The organism is Streptomonospora nanhaiensis (assembly GCF_026642255.1).
Classification (GTDB): domain Bacteria; phylum Actinomycetota; class Actinomycetes; order Streptosporangiales; family Streptosporangiaceae; genus Nocardiopsis; species Nocardiopsis tropica.
Window position 1 is genome coordinate 4,104,081 of record NZ_CP113264.1, and the last position, 23,045, is coordinate 4,127,125.

24 protein-coding genes are annotated in these 23,045 nt (G+C 72.4%); 8 read left to right on the forward strand and 16 right to left on the reverse strand.

What is annotated here, in order from left to right; genetic code table 11:
• Positions 1 to 40: 40 nt before the first annotated feature.
• On the forward strand, positions 41 to 649 hold the full coding sequence (locus tag OUQ99_RS17915) for a TetR/AcrR family transcriptional regulator (protein ID WP_267944911.1): 609 nt from the start codon (positions 41 to 43) through the stop codon (positions 647 to 649).
• Between the two features lie 69 nt (positions 650 to 718).
• Here the strand turns inward: OUQ99_RS17915 and OUQ99_RS17920 are convergent, their stop codons facing one another.
• Positions 719 to 1,108 (reverse strand): MmcQ/YjbR family DNA-binding protein, encoded by a 390-nt coding sequence (locus OUQ99_RS17920; RefSeq protein WP_267944912.1) that lies wholly within the window; start codon positions 1,106 to 1,108, stop codon positions 719 to 721.
• Between the two features lie 92 nt (positions 1,109 to 1,200).
• Between OUQ99_RS17920 and OUQ99_RS17925 the strand changes: the two genes are divergently transcribed.
• Positions 1,201 to 1,656 carry a VOC family protein gene (locus tag OUQ99_RS17925; RefSeq protein ID WP_267944913.1) on the forward strand — a complete coding sequence of 152 codons (456 nt, stop codon included), beginning with the start codon at positions 1,201 to 1,203 and terminating at the stop codon, positions 1,654 to 1,656.
• Positions 1,657 to 1,792: 136 nt separating this feature from the next.
• Here the strand turns inward: OUQ99_RS17925 and OUQ99_RS17930 are convergent, their stop codons facing one another.
• A complete protein-coding gene (locus tag OUQ99_RS17930; protein ID WP_267944914.1) occupies positions 1,793 to 2,200 on the reverse strand; it encodes an MmcQ/YjbR family DNA-binding protein in 408 nt (135 codons plus the stop codon).
• A 233-nt stretch (positions 2,201 to 2,433) separates the two neighbouring features.
• Here OUQ99_RS17930 and OUQ99_RS17935 point away from each other — a divergent pair, with 233 nt between their 5' ends.
• Both OUQ99_RS17935 and OUQ99_RS17940 read left to right on the forward strand, forming a co-directional pair.
• The gene (locus tag OUQ99_RS17935) at positions 2,434 to 3,096 is read left to right on the forward strand and encodes a LysE family translocator (protein WP_267944915.1); all 663 of its coding nucleotides are present in this window, start codon (positions 2,434 to 2,436) and stop codon (positions 3,094 to 3,096) included.
• A 271-nt stretch (positions 3,097 to 3,367) separates the two neighbouring features.
• Positions 3,368 to 4,009, forward strand: a complete 642-nt coding sequence (locus OUQ99_RS17940; RefSeq protein WP_267944916.1) for a GOLPH3/VPS74 family protein — start codon at positions 3,368 to 3,370, stop codon at positions 4,007 to 4,009.
• An 89-nt stretch (positions 4,010 to 4,098) separates the two neighbouring features.
• Here the strand turns inward: OUQ99_RS17940 and OUQ99_RS17945 are convergent, their stop codons facing one another.
• From OUQ99_RS17945 to OUQ99_RS17960, 4 genes are all read right to left on the reverse strand, one after another.
• Positions 4,099 to 4,347 carry a helix-turn-helix domain-containing protein gene (locus OUQ99_RS17945; protein ID WP_267944917.1) on the reverse strand — a complete coding sequence of 83 codons (249 nt, stop codon included), beginning with the start codon at positions 4,345 to 4,347 and terminating at the stop codon, positions 4,099 to 4,101.
• Complete coding sequence (locus OUQ99_RS17950; protein ID WP_267944918.1) at positions 4,347 to 4,844, reverse strand: DUF2975 domain-containing protein; 498 nt, start codon at positions 4,842 to 4,844, stop codon at positions 4,347 to 4,349. Before OUQ99_RS17950 ends, OUQ99_RS17945 begins: the two co-directional genes overlap by 1 nt.
• 285 nt (positions 4,845 to 5,129) lie before the next feature.
• A complete protein-coding gene (locus OUQ99_RS17955; RefSeq protein ID WP_267944919.1) occupies positions 5,130 to 6,329 on the reverse strand; it encodes a PP2C family protein-serine/threonine phosphatase in 1,200 nt (399 codons plus the stop codon).
• Positions 6,330 to 6,801: 472 nt separating this feature from the next.
• Positions 6,802 to 7,335: a dihydrofolate reductase family protein gene (locus tag OUQ99_RS17960; protein ID WP_267944920.1), complete on the reverse strand. Its 534-nt coding sequence runs from the start codon at positions 7,333 to 7,335 to the stop codon at positions 6,802 to 6,804.
• Between the two features lie 305 nt (positions 7,336 to 7,640).
• Here OUQ99_RS17960 and OUQ99_RS17965 point away from each other — a divergent pair, with 305 nt between their 5' ends.
• A complete protein-coding gene (locus tag OUQ99_RS17965; protein WP_267944921.1) occupies positions 7,641 to 9,239 on the forward strand; it encodes an alpha/beta hydrolase in 1,599 nt (532 codons plus the stop codon).
• 191 nt (positions 9,240 to 9,430) lie between these two features.
• Here the strand turns inward: OUQ99_RS17965 and OUQ99_RS17970 are convergent, their stop codons facing one another.
• From OUQ99_RS17970 to OUQ99_RS18005, 8 genes are all read right to left on the reverse strand, one after another.
• Positions 9,431 to 10,420 (reverse strand): transketolase family protein, encoded by a 990-nt coding sequence (locus OUQ99_RS17970; protein ID WP_267944922.1) that lies wholly within the window; start codon positions 10,418 to 10,420, stop codon positions 9,431 to 9,433.
• Positions 10,417 to 11,283, reverse strand: coding sequence for a transketolase (locus tag OUQ99_RS17975; RefSeq protein ID WP_267944923.1), 867 nt, complete (start codon positions 11,281 to 11,283; stop codon positions 10,417 to 10,419). Before OUQ99_RS17975 ends, OUQ99_RS17970 begins: the two co-directional genes overlap by 4 nt.
• 115 nt (positions 11,284 to 11,398) lie before the next feature.
• The gene (locus OUQ99_RS17980) at positions 11,399 to 12,877 is read right to left on the reverse strand and encodes an SLC13 family permease (protein WP_267944924.1); all 1,479 of its coding nucleotides are present in this window, start codon (positions 12,875 to 12,877) and stop codon (positions 11,399 to 11,401) included.
• 181 nt (positions 12,878 to 13,058) lie between these two features.
• Positions 13,059 to 13,955, reverse strand: coding sequence for an NAD(P)-dependent oxidoreductase (locus OUQ99_RS17985; protein ID WP_267944925.1), 897 nt, complete (start codon positions 13,953 to 13,955; stop codon positions 13,059 to 13,061).
• 131 nt (positions 13,956 to 14,086) lie between these two features.
• Positions 14,087 to 14,809 carry a FadR/GntR family transcriptional regulator gene (locus OUQ99_RS17990; RefSeq protein ID WP_267944926.1) on the reverse strand — a complete coding sequence of 241 codons (723 nt, stop codon included), beginning with the start codon at positions 14,807 to 14,809 and terminating at the stop codon, positions 14,087 to 14,089.
• 238 nt (positions 14,810 to 15,047) lie between these two features.
• The gene (locus OUQ99_RS17995; protein ID WP_267944927.1) at positions 15,048 to 16,637 is read right to left on the reverse strand and encodes a hypothetical protein; all 1,590 of its coding nucleotides are present in this window, start codon (positions 16,635 to 16,637) and stop codon (positions 15,048 to 15,050) included.
• Positions 16,634 to 17,494, reverse strand: a complete 861-nt coding sequence (locus OUQ99_RS18000) for an ABC transporter ATP-binding protein (RefSeq protein ID WP_267944928.1) — start codon at positions 17,492 to 17,494, stop codon at positions 16,634 to 16,636. The genes OUQ99_RS17995 and OUQ99_RS18000 overlap by 4 nt, the downstream gene beginning before the upstream one ends.
• Positions 17,491 to 18,093, reverse strand: coding sequence for a TetR/AcrR family transcriptional regulator (locus OUQ99_RS18005; protein WP_267944929.1), 603 nt, complete (start codon positions 18,091 to 18,093; stop codon positions 17,491 to 17,493). Before OUQ99_RS18005 ends, OUQ99_RS18000 begins: the two co-directional genes overlap by 4 nt.
• Before the next feature lie 209 nt (positions 18,094 to 18,302).
• Between OUQ99_RS18005 and OUQ99_RS18010 the strand changes: the two genes are divergently transcribed.
• Positions 18,303 to 18,638, forward strand: a complete 336-nt coding sequence (locus OUQ99_RS18010) for a hypothetical protein (protein WP_267944930.1) — start codon at positions 18,303 to 18,305, stop codon at positions 18,636 to 18,638.
• 87 nt (positions 18,639 to 18,725) lie between these two features.
• On the opposite strand, the gene OUQ99_RS18015 is transcribed toward OUQ99_RS18010, so the two are convergent.
• Complete coding sequence (locus tag OUQ99_RS18015; RefSeq protein WP_267944931.1) at positions 18,726 to 19,844, reverse strand: sensor histidine kinase; 1,119 nt, start codon at positions 19,842 to 19,844, stop codon at positions 18,726 to 18,728.
• 686 nt (positions 19,845 to 20,530) lie between these two features.
• Between OUQ99_RS18015 and OUQ99_RS18020 the strand changes: the two genes are divergently transcribed.
• Together OUQ99_RS18020 and OUQ99_RS18025 are read left to right on the forward strand one after the other, a co-directional pair.
• On the forward strand, positions 20,531 to 20,893 hold the full coding sequence (locus tag OUQ99_RS18020) for a hypothetical protein (RefSeq protein ID WP_267944932.1): 363 nt from the start codon (positions 20,531 to 20,533) through the stop codon (positions 20,891 to 20,893).
• 1,171 nt (positions 20,894 to 22,064) lie between these two features.
• Positions 22,065 to 22,397, forward strand: coding sequence for a hypothetical protein (locus tag OUQ99_RS18025; RefSeq protein WP_346660214.1), 333 nt, complete (start codon positions 22,065 to 22,067; stop codon positions 22,395 to 22,397).
• A 199-nt stretch (positions 22,398 to 22,596) separates the two neighbouring features.
• Here OUQ99_RS18025 and OUQ99_RS18030 read toward each other — a convergent pair whose 3' ends face one another.
• On the reverse strand, positions 22,597 to 22,998 hold the full coding sequence (locus OUQ99_RS18030) for a RidA family protein (RefSeq protein ID WP_267944933.1): 402 nt from the start codon (positions 22,996 to 22,998) through the stop codon (positions 22,597 to 22,599).
• Positions 22,999 to 23,045 lie beyond the last annotated feature (47 nt).

Below are 23,045 nucleotides of genomic sequence, written 5' to 3' on the forward strand. Positions count from 1 at the left end.
GATAAGCAAACAGACTGGTCTGTCTGCTAACGTGGCGGCCATGCCCGAACAGCCATCGAGCGCGCGCGGGGCCGCCACGCACCGGCGGATCGTCGACGCCGCCACACAGGAATTCGCCCGGTACGGCATCGCCGGAGCCCGCATCGAGCGGATCATCACCGCCGCACGGACCAACAAGGCCCAGCTCTACGGCTACTTCGGCAACAAGGAACAGCTCTTCGACGCGATCTTCTTCGCCTCGCTGGAGCGCATCATCGATGTCGCCCCCATCGACGCCGGGGACCTGGCCGACTGGGCCGTGCGCCTCTACGACGAGTACCTGGCCCGTCCCGACCTCATCCGCCTCGCCACCTGGGCCCGGCTGGAACGGCGCCCGACCGGGCACCTCGTCGCGGAGCACGAGCGCTACGACGACCACAAGCTCGGCGCCATCGCCGAGGCCCAGGCCGCCGGGCGCATCAGGCAGGGCGACCCCTTCGACGTGATGGCCCTGGTCATCGCCATGTCCATGGCCTGGTCGCCGGTGAGCAACGTCTACGCCGCCACCGCGACGGAGCCCCAGGGGGTGCACGCACAGCGGCGCGACCTGTTGCGGGACTGCGTCCGCCGCGCCGTCGCCCCGGAACCGGCAGCCTCCGCCGCGCCCTGAGCCGCGGGTGCGCCCGTGCGGCGGCCCCGTACCCCCGCAGGGTCGGCGCGGTGCGCCTACGCGGTCGCCTCACCCCTTCCTGCGGCCCTCCCCGCCCGCTCGGGGGCGGCGGGCCCGGGGCACGGAGTCCAGGACGAGCTCGTAGGAGTGGTCCACGAGGTCCCGGATCATGTGCTCGGTGATCTCTTCGCCGGCGCCCACGGAGGGCCAATGCTTCTTGTCGAGGTAACGGCCCGGGGTGATCGAGGGGTACCGGCGCCGCAGGGAGCGGCCGTGGTCGGGCTCGACCTTGACGGTGACGATGCGCTCGTCTGGGTCGTCGGTGACGATCAGGAAGACCTTGCCCGCCACCTTGTACACGTCCAGCTTGTCGACGAAGGGCCGCCCTTGGTCGGTCCCGGGCAGGTCCCGGGCCGCGCTGCGCGCGGTCTGTTGGAGCTGCTCTCCGGTGATGGACATGGCCACTCCTCAGGTCTGTGGCGAAAGTGCGCCCCTGCCGTCCGCGGGACCGGTCCGGCACGAATGTCGGACGTGTCCGCCAGACTCCGGTCATGGAGATGACGCTGCAACTGACGATCGACTGTTCCGACCCGCGGAGACTGGTGGCGTTCTGGAGCGAGGCTCTGGGATACATACCCGAACCCCCACCGGGCGGACACACCACGTGGCGGGAGTACTGGGCAGCCATGGGGGTGCCGGAGGAGGAGTTGCCCGCGGGCACGGGCGACACCCCGGAGTCGATCGTCGATCCCGCAGGGCAAGGGCCCCGGGTGTGGTTCCAGCGGGTTCCGGAACCCAAGGCCGCCAAGAACCGGATACACCTCGATCTGAAGGTCGGCGGCGGTCGCGACGTCCCGTTGGCGGTGCGCACGCAGCGGGTCACCGCCACGGTGGAGAGGCTGGTCGAGGCCGGCGCCCGCGTGCTCCGGACCACGGATGAACCGGACATGGACCATTACGCGGTCCTGATGCAGGACCCGGAAGGCAACGAATTCGACGTCGTCTAGGAATCGTTCGGCCGTGCTGCTCACGGCCGCTCGTCGACCGCCGCGGCGAGGACGACCTCGGCGCCGCGCTGCCCGGCCGTGAACACGGTGGACAGGGGCTTCCGTTGCCGCTCGACGGCCGGGCGCAGCCCGGTGGTCAGCCCGCCGCGCGAACGTCCGGGCGCGTGGCCGGCTTTCTCGACGGCGTCCCGACGGGGCGGTGGGACCGGGGCAGGTTGCCCACCACGAGCCGGTAGGACTCGGCCACCAGCTCCCTGACCAGGTCCTCGTCGATCGAGTCGCCGGGAGCGAGCGTGATCCAGTGCCTCTTGTTCATGTGGTAGCCCGGTGTGATGTCGGCGTGGGTCTCGCGCAGGGCTTCGGCCTCACCGGGGTCGGACTTGAGGATCACGACCGGTTTGCCGGGGACCTCGGTCATCAGCATGAACACCTTGCCCCGGACCTTGAAGACCTCCCAGTCGGGTCCGAACGGGTGCTCCAACCCGGCACCCACCAGGGTCTCGGCGTGTTCCTGGGCCGTGTCCTGCAAGGTTTCGCCGTCCATCGCCACTCTCCGTCCTCGCGTGCTGCGGCCGTGGGCGCTCGGCGCCCGCGTGCCGTCGCCCTGTGTCTCTCCTACCCGGTCCGACCGGCCCACACAGGTCGTCGAACTGCGTGGACGCGCTACGGGCTCCGGCCTCGGCCCGGCTGCCGGGAGCAGGCTCCTCCCCTGCCGGGGAACCGACGCGTGTGGAACGGTACCCCGGACGGGGGCCGGTCGCCGCTTAGGTTGGGTTCATGCTCTCTTCGGCGCAGCTGGCTGTCTTCGTACCCGCGGCGTTGGCGGTGGCCGCCGCGCCCGGAGCCAACAACCTGCTCGCCTTCCGCAACGGGCTGCGGCAGGGCCTGCGTCCGGCCGCCGTCGCACTCCTCGGACGCTTCGCCGCGTTCGCCCTCATGCTCGGTGCGGTGACCACCGGCCTGGGGGCGCTCCTGCACGCCTCCCGGACGGCCTTCGAGATCCTCCGCGTCGCCGGGGCGGCCGTCATGGTCGGACTGGGGGCGTGGGTGGTGTGGTCGGCGCGCGCCGCCTCCGCGCCGAACGGGTCCGCACCCGACCGGGAGGACGGGGGCGCCCGTGATACGGCGCCGTGGAAGCTGGCGGGGCAGGAGTTCGTCACCGCCGCCGCCAACCCCAAGGCTCTCCTGCTGTTCACGGCGTTCCTACCACCGTTCGTCTCTTCCGGGTCCGGCGTCGCGGCCGGAGTGCAGCTGGTCGCGCTGGGCGGGCTCTACATCGTCTGCGAGGCGGCCACCGCCCTGGTCTGGGCGACCGCGGGGCGCGTGCTGGCGGGGCGCCGCCTGCGGCCGGTGACGCTGCGCCGCCTGGACCAGGCGTCCGGGGGAGCATTGATCGCGTTCGGCGGAGGGCTGGCGCTGGCGGACCTGTCACGCCGGTAGACCCGGGGAGCCGCATGCGGCGTCGGCGCCCCCGGGCCCGCAGCCGCCGTCCGACAGCCGTACCGCGTCCGGGCCGTGATGCCTGTACCGGTGAGGACATGACACCGTGTCACTGGTGTCGCGGCGGAGCAGGACGAATACTGGTCCGGCCCCCCGGGGCGGGGTCGCGGACACGCCGGCACGGGGTTCGGGAGCTCCGGCGCCGGGAAGAGACGGTTCCGCGCCCGGCAGGCCGGGCGCCCCGGGCGGGACGGACGCCGAGGAGAAGACGATGGAACCGACACTGCCGCAACGGCTCTACCTGCTCAGCTACGACACCGACAAGAACCGGTTCGACCCCGTCAGCACCGCCTACCGCGGCCACCTGCTGCGCGCCGCGGCGCTGACCGAGCTGATCCTCGGCGGCCTGCTCCGTGCCCGGGACGGTAGGGCCGAGCGCGACACCGCCCGCACTCCGGAGGACCCGTTCCTGGCCGAGGTGCTGGACGGCCTGTCGCCGCACGAACCGGGCCACTGGATCAACGCCGTCCCGGACCGTGAGTGGAAGGCCGAGAGGGCCGTGCGCGAGCAGCTCGTCGCGAACGGGTCGATCACGGTCGACCGCGGCCGGGTACTGGGGCTCTTCCCGACCCTCGACGTCACCCTCGAACACCCCGGAGAGGTCCGCCGGCTGCGCGAGCGCGTGCACGAGGCGGTCCGCACCGAGCACACCGTGGCGACCGCCCCCGCCGAGGACGTGGCCCTGGCCGCGATCGCGGCCGACGGCGATGTCTGGACGGTGTTCACCCCGCAGGAGCGGCACGAGTACAGGGCCGGGTTCAAGGCGGTCCACGAGCGCTTCGGCGTCGAGGTGCCCGGGATGCGCACCGCGATCCTGGCTGCCGTCGTGAACCGGCGGGCGGGGACCGCCTAGCAGGCGGTGTCGGCGCGGAGGGCGACGCGTGGTGACCGGCCCCGGCCCGTCGGCCGCCCCCTGCCGGTCGGCCTGGTCCGCCCCGCTGTTCACCGCCCCGGCTGCGTGGTGGCGGGCTCGGGGGCATCGGCCGGCTCGGGCTCCCAGCGCAGCAGGTCCCCCGGCTGGCAGTCGAGCACCGTGCACAGGGCGGACAGGGTCGTGAAGCGCACCGCCTTGGCGCGGCCGTTCTTGAGCACCGCCAGGTTGGCGGGCGTGATCCCGACGCGGTCCGCGAGTTCCCCGACGGACATCTTGCGCTTGGCCAGCATCACGTCGATGTCGACGACGATCGGCATCAGATGACCTCGTCGAGCTCGCCCCGCAGCCGGGACGCCTCGGCCTTGCTCTCGATCGCCTGGGCCAGCAGCGTCCTCAGCACGACCACGATGAGCGCGACCCCCAGGAGCGCCGTGCCCACGCCGCCCACCAGCAGGACCACACCCGGCGGCACGGCCTCGCCCGGGGCCATGACGAACCCGAGCCCGAACACCAGGAGGGCGGCCGCCACGATCGCGCCGATCATCACGTCGACGTACCGGAAGGCGGTGCTGGAGAACACGGTCCCGCGCCGCACCTTCGTCACCAGGAGCCACACACAGACCAGAACTGCCTGGACCGCAACGATGCCCAGGAACACGATCGCGATCACGGGGGCGCGCACGAGCAGCGGGTCGGCGCCGGCCTCGCGCAGGTCCGCGGCCAGCAGCGGCACCATGACCGCCTGCACGAACACCGACCCTCCGAGCAACATCACGAGCACGACGCGCAGCGCCAGCACCGTCAACTTCCCCATCGCATCTCCCTGGATCGTTTCTCAATAAGAATCTATCGAAAAACGATAGCAGCGGCAATGGAGTGCCCATGTCCCTGAGCCCTCGTCCCCCGACTCCCCCGCCGGCGCCCCAGGGACCCGGCCCTCTCGGAGTCGGTCGGCCTGCCCCTCTAACGCGCCCGCGCCGCGTTCACAGAGCGGTGACAGAAGCATCCCGGGGCGTGGAGACCGCACCGGGACCGCTCCGGGACCCACGTCCACGGGGGCCCTGCCCCGGATCGCGGGGGCGGCGGCGCCGCCCGGTGCTCACCTGTCGGCTCCGGCCCGGGTACGGCGGCCCTCGTGGTGGGAGCCGCGCCAGTCCAGGCACACGACGGTGGCGTCGTCCTCCGGGCGCCTTTCGGAGGCGTCGGTGACCGCGGCGGTCAGGGTCCGTACGACCTCACGGGGGTGGTCGTCGGCGGTGTCACCGATCAGCCGGGGCAGGTCGACGGATGCCGCCCGGCGGTCCTGCATGCCGTCGGTGTGGAAGACGAGGCGGTCACCGGGGCGCAGGTCGAGGTGCTGCACGTGATAGGCGACCGGTACGTGCATACCGAAGGGCAGGTCGACGTCCAGGCCGACCTCGTTCACCGTGCCTTCGCGCAGGAGCAGCGGCCAGGGGTGCCCGGCGTTGACGATCTGCGCGCCGGTGCCGTCCAGGGCGATGCGCACCAGCTGGCCTGTGGCGAACGAGTGGTCTCCGTGGTCCAGGAGGGCCCGGTGGGCCTGATACGCCTGATCGGCCAGGTCGGCGCCGGCTCGGCGGGCGCTGCGGGAGGCGTTGACCAGCAGGGTGGCCATGAGGGCGGCGTTGACGTCGTGGCCCATGGCGTCGGTGATGGACAGGTTCAGGGTGTTGCGGTCCAGGGAGTAGTCGTAGGTATCCCCGGCGACGGAGTCGGCGGGCACCAGGGCCGTGGCGAGGACGAACTGGGCGGCTTCGCAGGAGGACGCGCTGGGCAGGAGGTGGCGTTGGATCTCGCTGGCCAGGCTGATCGGGGTGGTGCGCCGGCCCCAGTGGTAGAGGTCGGTGAAACGGCGGTCGGTGACGATGATGTACGCCAGCGCGTGCGCGGCCCCGCGGACCTCGTCCAGGACCTCCCCCGTGACGTGGGGCAGGGTCAGCTCCAGGATGCCGATGACGTCGCCGCGGTTGGTCACCGGAGCGAGCACCTGCTGCCCGTGCCCGTCCCCGGGTCCCTGCACCAGTTCCTGGGTGCGCAGCACCCGGTCGTAGACGCTGCCGTCCAGCGGAATCTGCTCGGGCTGGCGGTCCTTCCGCGTGACGGTCTCCTCGCCGACCCGCACCACCTGCCGGCCGACCATGTCGGCGAACAGGAACGAGACCGCGTGCGCGTCGAACCGGTCGCGCAGATTGCACGCCACCACGTTGAGGGACTCCATCGGCGCGGCGTCCTCCGCCTCGGCGAGCATCTCCGCCAGCCCGATCCGGTCACCAGCCATCGTCTCCCCCAGCGTTTTCGCGCACCCGCCTCACACTGACCGTGCGTACCACCTTCCCCCGCCCACACCGGCTACACCTCGGGCAACAGGCGGCCCCGACCAGCGCGTATTGCCGCCGTCGAAGGCCGCCGGGAGCGGAGCCGGCCCGCAGTGCGGCGGTCAGGAGAGCGGGAAGCAGGTGCGGGCGAGGCAGGTGCGGGCGGAGAGGTCCCCGGCCGGCCCTCCCCCCGGAGCGGTGCCGCGTTCGTGCGATGCGCGCCGCCCCCCGGCGCCGGGGGGCGGGGTCGGCGGCCCCTCCCCTGCTCCACGGGCACCTCGAAGGTTCCGAAGTCGGCGGCGCGCAGCGTCACGGAGTCCGCCTCGTCCGGCGGGGCCGGGAAGTAGACGGAGGGGCCCCGCCGTCTGCCGAGCAGTGGGCGTCAGAGGCGCCGACCGCCGGGATCCCCGTGGACGGCTGCCGGTACCCGCTCGGTCAGCTCCCGTCCGCCGAGAAGCGGTAGAAGGACTGGACCGCCCCCTGGTCCGTCGCGAACGAGGAGACCAGGTGCGGGCGCAGGGGGCCGGGGTCGGGTCCGAAGAGGGGGATGCCCTTCCCTAGGAGCACCGGAACGCGGGTCACGGTGAGGTCCGAGAGGAGACCCTCGGCCAGGAACGCCTGGACGGTGCGGCCTCCGTCGGCGTAGGCGCGCTTCACCCCGGCCTCGGCGAGGGCCGTCCGCAGCGCGGGGAGGTCCGGATGAACGGTCACCGGCGAACTTCCCAGGTCCGGTCGCGGTCCGGCGGGCAGCGTCGTGGAGAGCACGTGGATGGGCATGCCCCGGTAGAGGTCCGGTGCGAGTTCCCGCACGGTGTCGTAACTCGCGCGCCCCATCGCCAGGGCGTCGACGGAGGCGAAGAACTCCTCGGAGCCGGTGTTGTCGAAGACGGTCAGCCAGTCCAGCTCACCGTCGGGCCCCGCGATGTACCCGTCGAGGCTGCAGCCGAGGAAGGCGTGAAATGTGGTCATGTCCGAACCGTAGCGGCGCCCCCGGGGCGGCGGCCTGACCGATCTTGCGCTGTTCGGGCCGTGCCCCGGAGCTGGCTCTCGGCCCGGCCCCTTCGTCGGCCCCGCCGCTCCCCGGTACCGGTCGACCGGTGCCACGGGGGCTCCCATGACGTTTGAGGGGGTGAACCGATGACGCCGCGTCACTGGTGGGCGCGGCGGGGTGACAGCAGTCTGAGGGGGTGCTTCCCGGCGGCGACGGCCGCCCCTCACAGCGGGGGCGACGGGCTGCCGGGAGGCGGGAATCCGCTACCCAGGAGGCTGCACACGTGGAACGAAAATGGAGCACGGGCCGGAGTGCGCCGCTGACGGCGGTGGTCCTCCTCGCCGGTTCGCTGGTCGCGGCGGCGCCCGCCGCGGCCGACGATCGCGACGGGAGGCCGGTGCCGGAGGTGGAGTGGGGCGCGTGCCCCGCCGACGTCCCGACCGGGCCGTACCCGCTGGAGTGCGGGACCGTGCCGGTACCGGTGGACTACGGCGACCCCGAGGGCGCCGGGATCGACATCATGGTCTCCCGCCTTGCCAGCGAGGTACCGGGTGAGCGGCGCGGCATCCTGATGCTCAACCCGGGCGGCCCGGGCGGCTCCGGGCTGTCGATGCCCGCCGACCTGGCCGCCCTGGGCGCGCCCGCGAGCCTCTCGAACACCTATGACCTGATCGGCATGGACCCCCGCGGGGTCGGGCACTCCGCACCGGTGAGCTGCGGTTTCACCACCGACCAGGCGTACTACGGCAACATTCCGCCGTACGCCGTCGACGACGCGGCCATCACCGACCAGGCGGTGACCGCCGAGGCGGTCGCCGACCGGTGCGCGGCCAACGACACCGACGGGCTGCTGCCCCACATCTCGACGGCGAACACGGCCCGCGACATGGACCGGATCAGGGCAGCGCTCGGCGAGGAGAAGACCGGCTACTTCGGGGTGTCCTACGGGTCGGCGCTGGGCGCCGCCTACGCCTCCCTGTTCCCCGAGCGCACGGACCGGATCGTGCTCGACAGCAACATCGGCGACACCTTCCTCGGCTACGACGGTCTCCGCCAGTTCGGCGCGGGCTTCGAGGAGGCCTTCCCCGACTTCGCCGCCTGGCTGGCGCGACGCGACGGCAGCTACGGCCTGGGGAACTCTCCGGAGCAGGTGCGGGAGACCTACTTCGAGATCGCGGGGCGGCTCGACGAAGAGCCGGTGGCGGGCGTCGACGGCCCCGCCTTCCGATTCGCCTCCTTCATCGGCCTGTACGGCGAGCCGAACTACGCCCGGACGGCGCAGCTGTGGCAGGCGCTGGACGACCGCGACGAGAGCGCGGTCCAGCGGTACCTGGACGGCCCGGCCGGTGGCGGTGAGGAGACGGCCGAGCCCGTGGCAGCGGACAACGCCTGGTCGGCGTTCCTCGCGGTGGCCTGCAACGACTCCGAGTGGCCGGAGGACCTCGACACCTACCGGAGCGGTGTCGCCGAGGACCGGGAGCGGTACCCGATGTACGGCGCGGCCCCTGCCAACGTCATGCCGTGCGCCTACTGGCACCACGAGCCGGCCGAGGCCCCGGTGGAGATCACCGGGGAGGGCCCGGACAACGTCCTGATCGTGCAGAACCTGCGTGACGCGGCCACACCGTACGCCGGAGGCGTGAGGCTGGACGACAAGTTCGGGCAGCGGTCGCGGCTGGTGAGCGTCGACGGGAACGGGCACGGCGTCTACCTCTACGGTGACAACGCCTGCGCCTGGAACGTCACCACGGGCTTCCTCGTCGACGGCGAGTTCCCGGAGCGGGACGTCTCCTGCGGGGCGTCCGCGAACGCCGGTCCGGGACCCGGCAGCGGGGCGGAGCGGCTGCGGACCGAAACCCTCGACCGGCTCGGCGCCGCCTGACCCGGGTCGAGGGGCGTGGTCGCCCCCGGGCGCCGGGGGCGGGTCGGATCCGATCCGCCCCCGGCGCTCCTTCGGCCCCGGCCGCCCCGCGGCCGATCCGCGGGGCGGCCGGGACCGAGGGAGCGGGCCTTCCGGCCCGCCCGGGCCCGGGGTTCCGGTGCGCCCCGTGCGGCGCGCCCCGGAACCCGCGGTCACAGCGCGGCCCGCACGCGTTCGCCGATGCGTCCGACCGAGACCCCGTAGCGGTCGTGGAGCGTGGGCAGCGCGCCCGCGTCGAGGAACTCGTCCGGCAGGCCGATGGGGGTCACCTGCCGGGTCACGCCCCGCTGGACCAGCGCGGAGGCGACCGACTCGAAGAGGCCGCCCACCACGGAGTGGTTCTCCAGCACGAAGACCTTCCGGTCGGCCGCGACCTCGGCCAGGACGGTGTCCACGTCCAGCGGCTTGATGGTCGGCGTGTGCAGGACAGCGACGCCGATGCGGTCCTTCTCCAGCGCGGCGGCCACGCGCAGGGCGCGCTCGGTCATCAGCCCCGAGGAGATGAACAGGACGTCCGAGCCGCCGCGGAGCAGTGCGGCCTTGCCGAGGCGGAACTCGTAGTCGTACTCGTCGAGCACCGTGGGCACCGCGCCGCGCAGGATGCGGGTGTAGGTGGGCCCCTCGTGCGCGACGAGCTGGGGGACGGCCTGGGCGATGTCGACGGAGTCGCAGGGGTCGACGACGGTCATCCCCGGGATCCCGCGGAGCAGGGCGACGTCCTCCGTGGCCTGGTGGCTGGGGCCGTAACCGGTCGTCAGCCCGGGCAGGGCCGCGACGATGTTGACGTTCAGGCGCGGTTCGGCGATGTCCAGGCACAGGAAGTCGTAGGCGCGGCGGGTGGCGAAGACCGAGTAGGTCGACGCGAAGGGCACGAACCCCTCCTGGGCCAGGCCGGCCGCGGCGCCCATCATGACCTGCTCGGCCATGCCCATCTGGTAGAAGCGGTCGGGCATGGCGTCGCGGAACACGTGCATGTCGGTGTACTTGGCCAGGTCCGCGGACAGGCCCACGATGCGGGGGTCCTCCCGCGCCGCGGCGAGCAGCGCGTGCCCCAGCGGGGCCTGGGCGGTGCGCGCGCCGTCGTCGGCGATCGAGGCGATCATCGCGTCCGAGGTGAGCCGCTTGGCGGTGGTGGCGCTCATGCGTCGTTCCCTTCCTTGAGCTGTTCGCGGGCCGTCTGCCACTCGTCCGGGGCCACCCGCATGAAGTGCAGCTTCTCCCTGGACTCCAGCATCGGCACGCCCTTGCCCATGGTGGTGTCGCAGATCAGGGCCTTGGGTCGGCCGCGGTGGGCCTTGAGCTCGTCCAGTGCCGCGAGCAGCGCGGCGACGTCGTTGCCGTCGACCCGCAGGACGTGCCAGCCGTTGACCCTGAACTTGTCGTCGGCGGGCTCGGTGCCCATGACCTCCTGCGCCGGGCCGTCGGCGACCTGGCGGTTCATGTCCACGATCGCGATGACGTTGTCCAGGCCGTGGTGGGCGCAGGCCTGCACGGCCTCCCAGGTGGAACCCTCGCTGAGCTCACCGTCGGAGAGCAGGTTGTACACGTGCGCCGGGTTGTCCTTGCGGCGCAGTCCCAAGGCGATCCCCACGGCGACGCCGAGCCCGTGGCCCAGGGAGCCGCCGGAGACCTCCATGCCGGGCGTGTAGGTGGACATGCCCGACATGGGCAGGCGCGAGTCGTCGGTGGCGTAGGTGTCCAGTTCCTCGACGGGGATCACGCCCGCCTCGGCCAGGGCCGCGTACAGGGCGATCGCGTAGTGGCCGATGGAGAGGAGGAAGCGGTCGCGCCCCTCCCACTCGGGGTCCTCGGGACGGAGGTCGAGCTGGTCGGCGTAGAGGGCGGCGAGGACGTCGGCGATCCCGAGGGCCTGGCCGATGTAGCCCTGCCCCTGTACCTCCCCCTGGGTCAGGGCGTTCAGCCTGATCCGGTACGCGGCGGCCCTCACCCGGTCGGTCCGGGCGGTGTCGACACCGCTTCCGGGCGCCGTGGCGGTCTGGTTCATCTCAGTCCTCCTGGTTGGGTGGTTCGGGTGGTGGTTGCGGGGGGCGATCCGGCGGCCTGTCCGGAGCTTCGTCCGGGTTGGCGGTCGCGTCGCGGGGCCGGTCCGCGATGAGGGCTCACGCCAGCGCCCAGACGAGGCAGACCAGGCCGAAACCGGTCGTGCCCAGTACCGTGACCAGCACGGTCCATGTGCGCAGCGCGTCCGCGACCTGTAGCCCGAGGTAGCGCGAGACGATCCAGAACCCCGAGTCGTTCACGTGGGAGAGGCAGATCGCCCCGCAGCCGATGGCGAGGTTGATCAGGGCGATCTCCACAGAGCTGTAACCGCCTTCGGAGACCGTGCTCGCCAGCAGCCCGGCGGTGGTGATGGCCGACACCGTCGCCGATCCCTGGGCCGCTCTGAGCAGGGCGGCCAGGACGAAGGCCAGGAGCAGCAGGGGGATGCCCAGTCCGAGCAGGCCGCCGGAGAGGGCGTCGCCGATGCCGCTCTCGCTGAGGACCTTGGCGAAGGCTCCGCCCGCCCCCGTGACGAAGACGACGATGGCCGCCGGGGCCAGGGCCCCCTCCATGACCCGGCCCACGGAGCGCATCGACCACCCGCGCCGCACCCCCAGCAGGTACACCGCCAGCAGACAGCCGGTGAGCAGGGCGAACGGCGGGGCTCCGAGCATCGTCAGCAGGCCCAGTGCGGCCGAGCCCTCGGCGAGGAAGGCGCTGCCGACGGTCTGGAGCCCGATCATGGCGATCGGGACGAGGATGATCGTCAGCACGCTGCCCGTGCCCGGGGGCGCCTGCGGTTCCGTCCTGGCCGGGGCCTTCACCGAGCCGCCGCCCTGGTCGGCGGGCCGGGTCCCGGAGGGCTCGGTTCCGCCCTGCCCGGAGGGGCCGGAGTCGTCGGGGCCTTGCGGTCCGGTCCCGTCTCCCGGGTCCGCGGCCGGACCCTCGGAGTACCGGGCGAGCGTCTCCGGGAGCACCGTGTAGACGCGCCGGTTCAGCAGCCGGGCGGTGTGGTGGGCCACGAAGCCCACCGGCACCACCAGCGCACAGCCCAGGAGCGTGACCAGGCCCATGTCGGCCTCCAGGATCGCCGAGCTGCCGACGATCCCCGGGTGAGGGGGCACCACCACGTGGATGAAGAGCATCAGGCCGGCGATCGGCAGGCCGATGGACATGGGAGAGGGCAGCCTGGCCGCTCGCGAGAAGGCGTAGATGATCGGTACCAGGATGATGAAGGCGACGTCGAAGAAGATGGGCGTCGCGATCACCGACGAGGCGATCAGCAGGGCGGCCCCCACCCGCGCGGGCCCCAGGATCCGGGCGAAGCGCCTGGAGAGGGCGTCCGCGCCCCCGGAGTGCTCGATGATCGCCCCCAGCATCGCCCCGAGGCCGACCAGGAGGGCGACGCTGCCGAGCGTTCCGCCCAGGCCCTCGACGATGGTGGGGATGATCTCGGCGAAGGGCATGCCGGTGGCCAGGGCGGTTCCGACGCTGACCAGGATCAGGGCGACGAAGGCCGGCACCTGGAACCGGATGATGAGCAGGAGCAGGAGGGCGATCGACCCGAGAGCGATCAGTGTCAGCACAAGAGCATCCATAGGTGGATCCCCTCTCGTGTATCGGTGGGGCCCGCACGTTCACGGCCGGGTGTTTCCGGGCATGACGAGTGACCCCTACGGGCTTGGTGGTTCCGCCGACCGGCTTCCTCGGGCCTCGGAGCCGTGGTGCGGCAGGGGCGCGACGCGGCGGCGGTCCGGCTCGCGTGCGCGGTGCGCGGTGTCAGTCGCGGTAGACCTGGATGACCTGGGAGTCGTCCCGGTCGAGGAGCCCGGTGGCGGCGGCCTGCTCGTAGGCGGCGCGCGCGGCACGGGCCAGGGGCGCGGAGAAGCCGACGGCGTCGGCGGTGTCGGTGACGAGAGTGGAGTCCTTGACGAAGATCCCGATGGTGCTGGTGACCTCCTCGGCGGCCTCCGGGAGCATGCGCGGTCCGCGGTCCCCCAGCATCCAGGACGCCCCTGCGCCGCCGCCCACGGCCTCCAGGACCTCCGCGGGGTCCAGGTCCAGCTTCTCGGCCAGCGCGAGCGCCTCGGCGGCGGCCACGATGTGCACCGAGCACAGGAGCTGGTTGACCACCTTGTAGGACTGTCCCCTGCCCACCTCGGCGCCGCAGTCGCGCACGGTGCCCATGGCGGAGAGGACGTCGGAGCAGTCGGCGAGCGCGGCCGGGTCGCCGGAGGCGAAGAGGGTCAGGGCGCCGCGTCTGGCGCCGGCCACGCCGCCGGTCACCGGCACGTCCACCAGGCGGACCCCGACCTCCTGGGCCCTACGCGCGGCCTCGCGGACCGGGCCCGGGCCGACGGTGCTCATCACCGCGAGCACGGCTCCGGGGCGCATGGAGTCGAGCGCGGCGCCGGGTGCGGACACCGCCTGGTGCAGCTGTTCGGGGGTGGCGACCATGACGAGGACGGTGTCGGCCTCCTCGATCCCGGTGAGGTCGGCCCGGGCGGGTACGCCGAGTTCGGCGGCGGCCTCACGCCGGCGGGGCGAGGGGTCCACCCCGAGCACGGTGTGGCCCGCGCGGGCGATCCGCTCGGCCATGGGGAGGCCGATGGCGCCGATACCGACGAACATGACAGTCGATTTCGGGCATGGCTGTGGAGCCTGTGTCGCGTTCATATGTCTTCCTTCTCCCCCTCGGGGTGGGGATCGCGCGGTCCCGGAGCTCGGGACCGCCCCCGGCGGGGCACGGATCGGGGTCCGGGTACGCGGGGTCCCGGTGGGTGGGATTGCGGTGGGTCTGGTGGGGTCTAGTGCTCGTCCGTCATGGCGGGGCTCTCGGTGATCCGGCGCCACAGGCTGAAGTGCTCGACCATGGCGGCCGCGGCGGCGCTGCGGTCGTGCGCTTCGATCGCGTCGACGATGGGCGTGTGGATGGTGTCGGTCCTGCGGGGCTCGTCGGAGCCCTCCGGCAGCGCTGCTGCCTCGACGCTCAGCGCCCGGGCCCGCTTCTTGGCCAGGACGTCCTGGAGGGCGAGGCTGATGCCGTCCACGAAGAGTTCGATGACCGGGTTGTCCGCGATGGTGAACAGCCGTTTGTGGAAGGCGTAGTCTGCCTCGTGCCCGGCCTGGGCGTCCCCCGCGGCGGTCGCGCGGACCATGTCGTCGATGTGTCCGCGCAGGGCGGCGACGTCGTGGTGGTCGGCCCGGTCCGCCGCCTCCTGGACCACGGAGATCTCCATCATCTCCCGGGCCCGTTCGACGCTGGCGTGGTCCACGTGGCCGAACTTCGACATCAGGTCGAAGAGCAGCCGCACGAACGAGGCGTCGGGCTTGGTGACGTAGGTCCCCGCCCCCTGGGTGCGCCGGACCATGCCGAGCACCTCCAGGCTCCCCAGGTTCTCCCGCACGGTGGCGCGGCTGTTCCCGAGGCGCTCGGCGAGCGCGCGCTCGGTCATGATCCGTGACTCCGGACCCAGGACCCGCGCCTCTTGGGCGAGGGCGTCGACGAGCGCGTCGAAGTTGCTGTCCATGACACCTTCCATTGGCCTGACCAATGTGACTGAGGCTACAAGGAGGCGATCGAGGAGGTCAAGGGATTGGTCAGGCCAATATTTCGTCCGTGTTGCCCCTGGGTTCCCAGGACGGGGCCGACCGCCGCCCCGACCGCCGACCGCGCGCTCGGCCCGGGGTGCGGCGAGGACGGCGAGGGAGCCGATGCGACCCGTCCGGCCCGCCGGGGCCGGACGGGCTCCCCCGGCGCCCCCTGGCTCACAGCTGCAGCCTCGCCCCGGTGCGGCGGGCAGCGGCGACGCACAGGGCCAGGGTCCAGAGCAGTCCGCCGAGCAGGACGGCGACGGGCGGCAGCTCGGGGACGGGGAGGCCCGGGAGCGCGAACAGCCCCCACCCCGGCGGAACCGCCAGAAGCACCCACGTCACCGGGGCGGGCAGGGTCCAGGCGAGGACGGGCAGGAGCACCGACAGCGCGGCGACGGCCTTGACGACGACCAGCGCCTCCACCTTGTTCGACGCCGTCGACGTGACGGTCAGCACGAGGAGGGGCGCGGCAGCGGCCGCGACGGCGACCGAGACCGCGAGCCCCGCCGACAGGGGCGGGGCGAGCCCGGAGAGGGGGACCGCGGCCGCGAGCCCGACCAGGGACAGCAGCCATGCGAGACCCGAACGGTAGCCGACGTACCAGTACAGCGGCAGGGGGGACGCGCGCAGCACCAGCAGTGTGCGGTCGTCGACGTCCTCCATGAGCCGGAGGGCGACGACCGACCCCGCGATCAGGGGGACGTGCAACAGGATCAGAGCGGCGAACACCACCGGCGCGACCGACGCGAGGTCGAACCCGTAGGAGTCGCGCACGAAGGCCGACACCGGCGGGTGGCCCACACGGATGAGCAGCGCCAGGAGCGCCGGTGCGAACAGGACGACGGGGAGGAGGGGGTCGCCCCGCCCGGCCGACAGGTCGAAGCGCACACAGGAGAGCAGCTGCGAGCGCCTCCGGGCCCGTCCGGAAAACGCGGCGCCCACCCCGGCGGCGCCGGGACCGGTCCGCGCACCGGGTTCGGGACCGCGCCGGAACACCGGGCGCCCCCGGGGCGCCCCGATCGGCGGGTTCATCCCCCGGGCGGCCCACGCACAGGCCCCGACCGCCCCCGCCGTGCCCCACACCAGCGCCCACGGCGCCGAGGGGTACGCGGGCGCCCCGCCCGTCGCACCCACGCGGAGCAGCTCCGCCGCGGCCGTACTGGGCACCAGGAAGAGCGCCGGGGTGCGAACCGCCTCCGACAGGTGCAGGACCGGCGCCACGATCAGCGGCACGACCCCGGGAACGACGCGGAGGAAGGCCCCGGGGAGGGTCGCGGCCCCGCTCCCCAGGGCCAGGCACGTCCCCACCAGGAGTACCGACGTCATCGCGACGCCGCCGGCGATCGCCGCGAACGCGCCGGGGCCGACCGGGACGCCGGAGGCCAGGGTCATGGGGACCGCCATCGCCACAGCCAGGACGGTCAGCACCGTGACGCGCGCCGCGACCGTCTCCCACGGGCGGAGCGGCGTCACCCCTCGGGCCGCGTCCGTCCTCTCGACGCGCTCGAACAGCGCCAGGGCCACCGCGATGAGGGCGCCGAAGCCTGCCGTGTCCACGACGAGGAGCAGCGGGAGCAGCCTCTGGGCCCCCGACGGGGGAAGCGCGAGAAGGGCGAGGGACCACAGGAGCGCGAGCCCGACCGCGAGCCCGACGACGCCGTACCGCCACGCGGTCCTGATCTCTGCCCGTGTCGCGGCCAGCAGACGGCGCGCCGTGGGGCTCCCGTGGCGGTTCGACGCCGCCCGCGCCCGCGGGGCGGTCACAGCCGGACCTTGGTGACCTGCGTGAAGACCTCGCCCAGGGTGGCTTCGCGGCTGTGGAGGGTGGCCAGGGCGCCCGCCCGGAGCAGTTCCACCAGCTCCTCCACATCGTCACCGGAACCGTCGAACACGCGTCGCCGGACATGGCCGTCCCGGCGGTACTCCGCGACCAGGCCGGACCTCCCGTGGCGGTGTTTGAACGCCGTCGGCGTGTCCACCGCGACGATCCGACCCCCGACCACGAACGCGAGCCTGTCGCACAGCTCCTCCGCGGTGGGCATGTCGTGGGTGGTGAGGAAGACCGCGGCGCCGCGGGCGGCTTCGGCGCGGATGACGTCGCGCATGCGGGCGGCGCGTACGGGGTCCTGCCCGGAGGTGGGTTCGTCGAGGAAGAGGATCTCGGGGCGGTTGATCAGCGCGCGGGCCAGGTTCAGACGCATCCGCATGCCCTTGGAGAGGGTGGTGACCCGCTGGTCCGCGGCGTCGGAGAGGTCGAGCCGGTCGAGAAGGCGGCCGGGATCGGCGGTCGGCCCCTGGTAGAACGAGGCGAACGCGGCCAGGTTCTCCCGTGCCGTCATCCGGCCGAACGCGGCGGGCAGCTCGAAGCCCACGCCGATCCGCTCGTGGTAGTCGCGCCCCCAGTCCCCCGGCGGGCGGCCCAGGACGCGGACGCTGCCCCGGTAGCGGCGCAACAGGCCGGTCAGCACGTTCTGCACGGTGGACTTGCCCGCGCCCGAGGGGCCGAGGAACCCGAACACCTCGCCGGCGGACACGGTGAAGTCCATCCCGGCGACAGCCTCCGTCCTCGCGCCTCGGTAGCGCACGGTCAGGTCCGTGACCTGGACGGCATCGCCGGTCACGGCCTGCCCTCCCGCCGGACGCCTGCACTGTCCAGGGTTCCCAGGGCCTCGTCGATGAGGGCGGGGAGGTCTGCTGTGCCGTCGCCCTCCGCCCACGCGGTCACGGCGGTCGCGAGCGCGGCGGTGCAGGCCGCGGCGGCGACACGGACGGGCAGGGGCGGGTCGTCGGCGTCGTCGTCCGGGGAGAGCAGTCCCCGCTCGAAGGCGGTCTGCGAGGCGCGCATGCTGTCGGCCATCCGGTGCCGCAGCGCGGGCGTGTCCAGGATGAGGCGGGTGCGCAGCAGCAGGCCGTCCCTCTCCGCCCCGTGCACGTGGGCGGCGGCGCCCGTGAAGGCGTTCCGAATGCGGGTGATCGGAGGCTCGCTTGCAGGACGGTCCCGCACGAGCTGTTCCAGCAGCGGGTCGTACTCGTCCCGCAGGACCACGTCCTCCTTGGTCGGGAAGTGCCGGAAGAACGTCATGTGCGAGACCCCCGCCTCGGCCGCGATCCGGGCCACGGTGGTCCTCTCGTACCCGTGTTCCAGGAACAGCCGGTAGGCCGCGGCCCTGAGGGAGTCGCGTGTGCGCACTCCCCTGTCGTGGTTCGCGCTCTTTCCCATAGTGACAAACTAACATGTTATTTACTAACGGCAACCTGCCGCCGAACCCGTGGGCGCGGGCGCCGGCGCCGGCCTCCCCGGCCAGGTCTCGACGTCCTGGCAAGGCGGTGTGGCGCCGGGCTGTGCGCGGTGTCCTTCCCGGGACGGCGGCAACCGGAGGGTGCACAGGGGCGTCCAACGTGGAAACCCCCCGCGCCGAGGAGAGTTCCGTGTCCCCTGTCCAGATCATCCGCACGGCGGCCTTCGCCCTGATCGCCGGGGGCGTGGCTCTCGGGCTGGTTCCCGGCGGACCGTGCGGCGCGGGCTGGTGGCCCCTGGTCGACATGGACGCCTCCTTCGGCTGGTTCGCCTACGAGGAGGTGTCCCGCCCCGCGATAGGGGCCGGCCTGTGCGGAACGACCATGGCCCCGGTGGGGTCGTGGGCGATCGCGCTGATCGTGGTCGGGGCGACCCTGCTGCTGGGGGCGTGGATCAACACCCCCTACGGGCCGCAGGGCGAGCCGGAGGAGAGCGGCCACCAGCCGCCCGATGCGACCCCGTCATGAGGTGGTCGCGACCGGCCGGCGGAGGTCGCGCTCCTCGGGGCCGGTCGCGGCACGCAGGCCCGGGAGCTCACGGCGCCCCCTCGTCTCTCACCGGGTGGGGCCCAGGTGCGGGAAGCTGGCGGCGGTCAGGAACCGTCCGTCCTTGCGCTCCACCGTGAGCTCGCCGCCCTCGCCGGCCACGCGCTCGCGCAGGGTCGCGAGCCCGCCGAGCCCGATGACCGGGCCCTCCTGCGCGCCGTCGTTGACGATGGAGATACCGGTCCCGGAGAGGGTGATCCACACCTGCCCGGCCTGGGCGTGCCGCAGGATGTTGGTGGTCGTCTCCCGCAGGACCTGGCCCAGCATCTCGCCCGCGCGGGCCTCGACCTGGCCCTCGCGGCGCACCTGGACGCGGATGCCGGCGGCCTCGAAGAGGTTCTTGGCGTTCTCCAGCTCCGCCGACAGGTTGAGCCGCCGCTGCGCGTGGGCGAGCGCCTTGGTCTGGGCGATGGTGTCGCCGACCAGGGCGTGGATCTCGCCGAGCTCCTCCTCCGCGCGGTCGGTGTCGGTGCGCACCAGCCGGCGGGCCAGCGCGGTCTTGAGCTTGACCACGTGCAGCGTGTGGCCCTGGATGTCGTGCAGGTCGCTGGCGAAGCGCATCCGCTCCCGGGCCACGGCCAGCTCGGCCTCGCGCTCCCTCGACTCCTCCAGCTCCGTGATCAGACCGGAGACCAGGTGGTTGAGGAACACGAGGGTGACCCCCACCACGGCGACGCTGGTGGAGTGGACGACGTGGTCGAGAAGAACGTTGAGGGCGCCACCGGGTGACGTCACCATCCGCGCCACGACCACCGCGACGACGAAGGCGCCCAGCGCCACTGCCGCCGCGACCCGGCGCGGGCGCGGCAGCTGGAAGAGGACGACGGTGCCCACGACGGAGATGCCGAAGGACGCGGACGCGTCGTCCAGGACCAGCACACCGACGAGCCACACGGCCGAGGCCGCGACCAGGCAGAGGAGCGGGACACGGAAGGAACGGCCCCCGCTCCACCCCCGGGACCCCAGCACGGCAGCCGCCACCCCCACGCCCAGGACGACGGCGTGCACCGGGTTCTCGGCGTTGATCGAGATCAGGAGCGCCCCGATGGCGCAGAGCGACGCGAACACGATGTTGAGATTGAGCATGCGCAGCTGACCCTGCGTCGCCTCGGTGCGCTCGGACCTCATATGAGCCCTTCCGGGATCGGACGGTGGAGTCCGTCCCAGTATTCTTCCGGCTCCGCGGCGCCGCCAGTGACACTGCGTCATGCCTTCGCCCGGAGCCGGTCACGGGGCACTGCCCCGCCGACCGGCCTTCTCCTCCCGGTCGGAGCCGTCCTCACGACGGTGGCGGCGACCCGGTCCGCGCGCGCTGCGGCGCCGGCAATGCCGCAGCCAGGACTGCTCGGAGAACGAGCGGTGACAGGGACGGGGTGAGGTGGTGTGGTGATTCCAAAATGCGTACCTGTACGTCGTAGATCAAGTCCATGCGCCGGACACCGCTGACGGCGGCCCCCGGTAGGGCGCGCGGTCAGGACGGCTTCGCCCTCGCAGCCCGGGACGCCGCAGGCGAAGCATCTGCACGGCCGGGCCGCATGCGCGTGGCCGCTGGCGCCCGGTTCTCCGTCAAGTACTGCACCCCGACCGTTCTGTGGCTGTCTGCCCTGATTTGCACGCTGCGTTACACGCCAACAAGGCATCCGGCGAGGGATTCGAGACAGTTGGCCAGGTCAGGACAGCTTCGCGGCGAAAGCTTCCGCCGGGCACACCCACAAGGCCACGATGGGCGATGACCCTGGGTCACAGGGTTCTACCGGCCCCCGGTGTGATGCCGCTCGCTGAGCGGCGCCGGCGGCCGGACCGAAGGAGCGATGGTGAGCAACAACTTCCAGCTCGGCGGCATCCCCCACGGCTTCGCGTTCAACGAGAACGGCTCCCTCATCCACTACCGGCACGTCATCGTGCTTGCCTCCCCCAGCGCCAACCAGGCGGGGGCGTGGGGCGACGTCTGGGTCTCCTTCGCCTCGGACTTCGCCGACGTCAGGGTCCGGCTGGCCGTCCACGACGGCACGAACTGGAGCGTCACGAACGTCGACGTCCCCGCCGGCGGGGGCCGCGTCGCCCAGAAGCTTCGCCCCGGCGCCCAGAAGATCAGTCTGGGCCGGGTCAAGAAGTCGGCCGCCGACTCCGTCGAGGACGCCCCGGTGGGCTGGCTCCTGGAGGTCTTCGGGCCGTGACCGGAGCGGCCCCCGCGGCGACCGCTGGAATTCGCCGACCGTCGCGGGGGCCGGCTCGTGTTCCGAACGCGCTGGTTCAGCCTGTCTCGGAACGGCCCGAGCTGGGCCGCCGGCATCTCCGTGGCCGCGCCCACCGGCATGTTCGTACTCGTCAACACATGTCGCCGCGGCAGGGCGGCCACCGAATGCCAGGTCGGATCGCCCCCGGGCGAGGCGACCGGGATCCGCTCCTCCTGGCCGTGGTACACGTACGGGACCCGGCCCTGGGCGACATGGGCGGCTCAGGTCCGCGTTCTTGTACGACGGACCCCGTTTCCGGGTCAGAGGCGCGTTCCTCCTGAACCGCAGCCCCTCGGGCACGCGCATGCGAGGTCTCGGGCCGACGGGCGGCATGAAGGATCACTTTTCACGGGGTGGCGTGGAACACGGCTTGCCGGTGACCTGTCTCAGGTGCTCCGAAGCGCACCACCGACAACTGTCCGCACAGGACAGGTGGAGGGGTGAAGAGCTTTTCGTGCGCCCTCGGGGGTGAGCCCGACGTCCTCGCTGTGGCATCTGATCGACCCGGGGTCGACCTGAAGGCTATTCCTTCGCTGATACAGCCTTTCCACGCCACCTCGGGAATACCCGCGGGTTTTCCCGGAGGGCCGATCCTCGGATACTCTGCCGCTGCACGGGGGCTCCGGGAAGCTCGGGAAAGCAAGTGGCCGCACCGTCGCCGTCCACACGAAACCACCCGACGAACCTTCCAAGAACAGGAAAAGCCCCGACCAGGCCGAACACCAGTCGGGGCGTGTGTGAGGGTTCCCGCTCCCCCTACCACTAGTGCGATGACCGGAAGGTTCACAGACCCCGTGCTATCTGCCGTGATCTTGTACTTATAGCGAGTCTCGCCGTCCAACCTCGCTATAAGTACAAGATCATCGAGGTCTGGACCCCTCGCGTCACACCGGCAACGTTTTCGTCCAGTCCACTAGAGAAATCGCCAGACCGACAGCAGATCCATTTTCGTGCCATTCTCCTCTGGTGGACTCTCCCCTGCCGTAGTAAGGAAGTCAGCGGTGTGGCGGAACGGGACCGCGGCGAGGCCGACGGCCCGTGCATTGCGTGTGGTGAAGAAAAGGCGTCCCCGCTGGGGACGTCAACCAGGGGGTGCCCCAGAATGACTGACGTGAAAGCCCCCCGCGTCGAGGAGAGTTCCGTGTCCCCTGTCCAGATCATCCGCACAGTGGCCTTCGCCCTGATCGCCGGGGGCGCGGCTCTCGGGTTGGTTCCCGGCGGACCGTGCGGCGCGGGCTGGTGGCCCCTGGTCAGTGTGAACGCCTCCTTCGGGTGGATCGGTTACGGGGACGCGCCCAGCATGGGGATGGGGACCACCGTGTGCGGGACGGCCATGGCCCCGGTGGGGTCGTGGGCGATCGCGTTGGTCGTGGTCGGGGCGGCCCTGCTACTGGGGGTGCGGCGCAGCACCCGGCACGGGTCGAAGGCCGAACCGGAGAAGTAAAAGCCGCGCCTGGCCCGGCATTTCCCCTCACCGCCCCCGTACTGCGAGGCGTGGGGCCGACGCGAACAGGCGACGCCTCGCAGACGAGCCGTGTGCACTCGCCCACGAGGCGGTTCCTCACCGGAGCGAGGTGTCACCCATCCCCCTGCCCCGGCACCGCCCCCGCGTCCGGGTGGGCGGCCCGGACGCGGGTGGCGGGTCAGGGCCGGGCGGCGACGGCCTCGACCTCGAACAGCACGTCGGGGGCGGCCAGGCCCGCAACGCCGATGAGGGTCTGCGCGGGCGGCTCCGTGCCCCAGCCCTCCCGCACAGCCGCGGTGATCGGTCCGAGCTTGCTGACGTCGTGGTCCACCACGTACGTCCTGAGCTGGACGACGTGGCGGAGGCCGAGCCCGTGGGCGGCGAGCGCGACGCCGATGTTGTGGAACGTCTGCTTCACCTGGTCGGCGAAGTCGGCCGAGACGACCGCGCCGTCCGGGCCCGCCCCGTACTGGCCCGCGACGAGCACCAGTTCCGTGCCCGCGGGAACGGTGGCGGTGTGGCTGTAGCCGAACGGGACCGGGTCGTGCAGGCCGTCCGGGTTGACGATGGCGTGTGCCATGGGAATCCCCTCTCGTATGGCGATGGGGAAAGCCTCGCAACAAATCA

Bases quoted from the DNA above. Each gene is read 5' to 3' on its own strand.
- OUQ99_RS17975 (WP_267944923.1), bottom strand. From the start codon at position 11,283: ATGAACCAGACCGCCACGGCGCCCGGAAGCGGTGTCGACACCGCCCGG.
- OUQ99_RS17990 (WP_267944926.1), bottom strand. From the start codon at position 14,809: ATGGACAGCAACTTCGACGCGCTCGTCGACGCCCTCGCCCAAGAGGCG.
- OUQ99_RS17960 (WP_267944920.1), bottom strand. From the start codon at position 7,335: ATGACCACATTTCACGCCTTCCTCGGCTGCAGCCTCGACGGGTACATC.
- OUQ99_RS17930 (WP_267944914.1), bottom strand. From the start codon at position 2,200: ATGGACGGCGAAACCTTGCAGGACACGGCCCAGGAACACGCCGAGACC.
- OUQ99_RS17935 (WP_267944915.1), top strand. From the start codon at position 2,434: ATGCTCTCTTCGGCGCAGCTGGCTGTCTTCGTACCCGCGGCGTTGGCG.
- OUQ99_RS17980 (WP_267944924.1), bottom strand. From the start codon at position 12,877: ATGGATGCTCTTGTGCTGACACTGATCGCTCTCGGGTCGATCGCCCTC.
- OUQ99_RS17955 (WP_267944919.1), bottom strand. From the start codon at position 6,329: ATGGCTGGTGACCGGATCGGGCTGGCGGAGATGCTCGCCGAGGCGGAG.
- OUQ99_RS17920 (WP_267944912.1), bottom strand. From the start codon at position 1,108: ATGTCCATCACCGGAGAGCAGCTCCAACAGACCGCGCGCAGCGCGGCC.
- OUQ99_RS17915 (WP_267944911.1), top strand. From the start codon at position 41: ATGCCCGAACAGCCATCGAGCGCGCGCGGGGCCGCCACGCACCGGCGG.
- OUQ99_RS18015 (WP_267944931.1), bottom strand. From the start codon at position 19,844: ATGAGGTCCGAGCGCACCGAGGCGACGCAGGGTCAGCTGCGCATGCTC.
- OUQ99_RS17970 (WP_267944922.1), bottom strand. From the start codon at position 10,420: ATGAGCGCCACCACCGCCAAGCGGCTCACCTCGGACGCGATGATCGCC.
- OUQ99_RS18005 (WP_267944929.1), bottom strand. From the start codon at position 18,093: ATGGGAAAGAGCGCGAACCACGACAGGGGAGTGCGCACACGCGACTCC.
- OUQ99_RS17925 (WP_267944913.1), top strand. From the start codon at position 1,201: ATGGAGATGACGCTGCAACTGACGATCGACTGTTCCGACCCGCGGAGA.
- OUQ99_RS17945 (WP_267944917.1), bottom strand. From the start codon at position 4,347: ATGCCGATCGTCGTCGACATCGACGTGATGCTGGCCAAGCGCAAGATG.
- OUQ99_RS17940 (WP_267944916.1), top strand. From the start codon at position 3,368: ATGGAACCGACACTGCCGCAACGGCTCTACCTGCTCAGCTACGACACC.
- OUQ99_RS18030 (WP_267944933.1), bottom strand. From the start codon at position 22,998: ATGGCACACGCCATCGTCAACCCGGACGGCCTGCACGACCCGGTCCCG.
- OUQ99_RS17950 (WP_267944918.1), bottom strand. From the start codon at position 4,844: ATGGGGAAGTTGACGGTGCTGGCGCTGCGCGTCGTGCTCGTGATGTTG.
- OUQ99_RS17985 (WP_267944925.1), bottom strand. From the start codon at position 13,955: ATGAACGCGACACAGGCTCCACAGCCATGCCCGAAATCGACTGTCATG.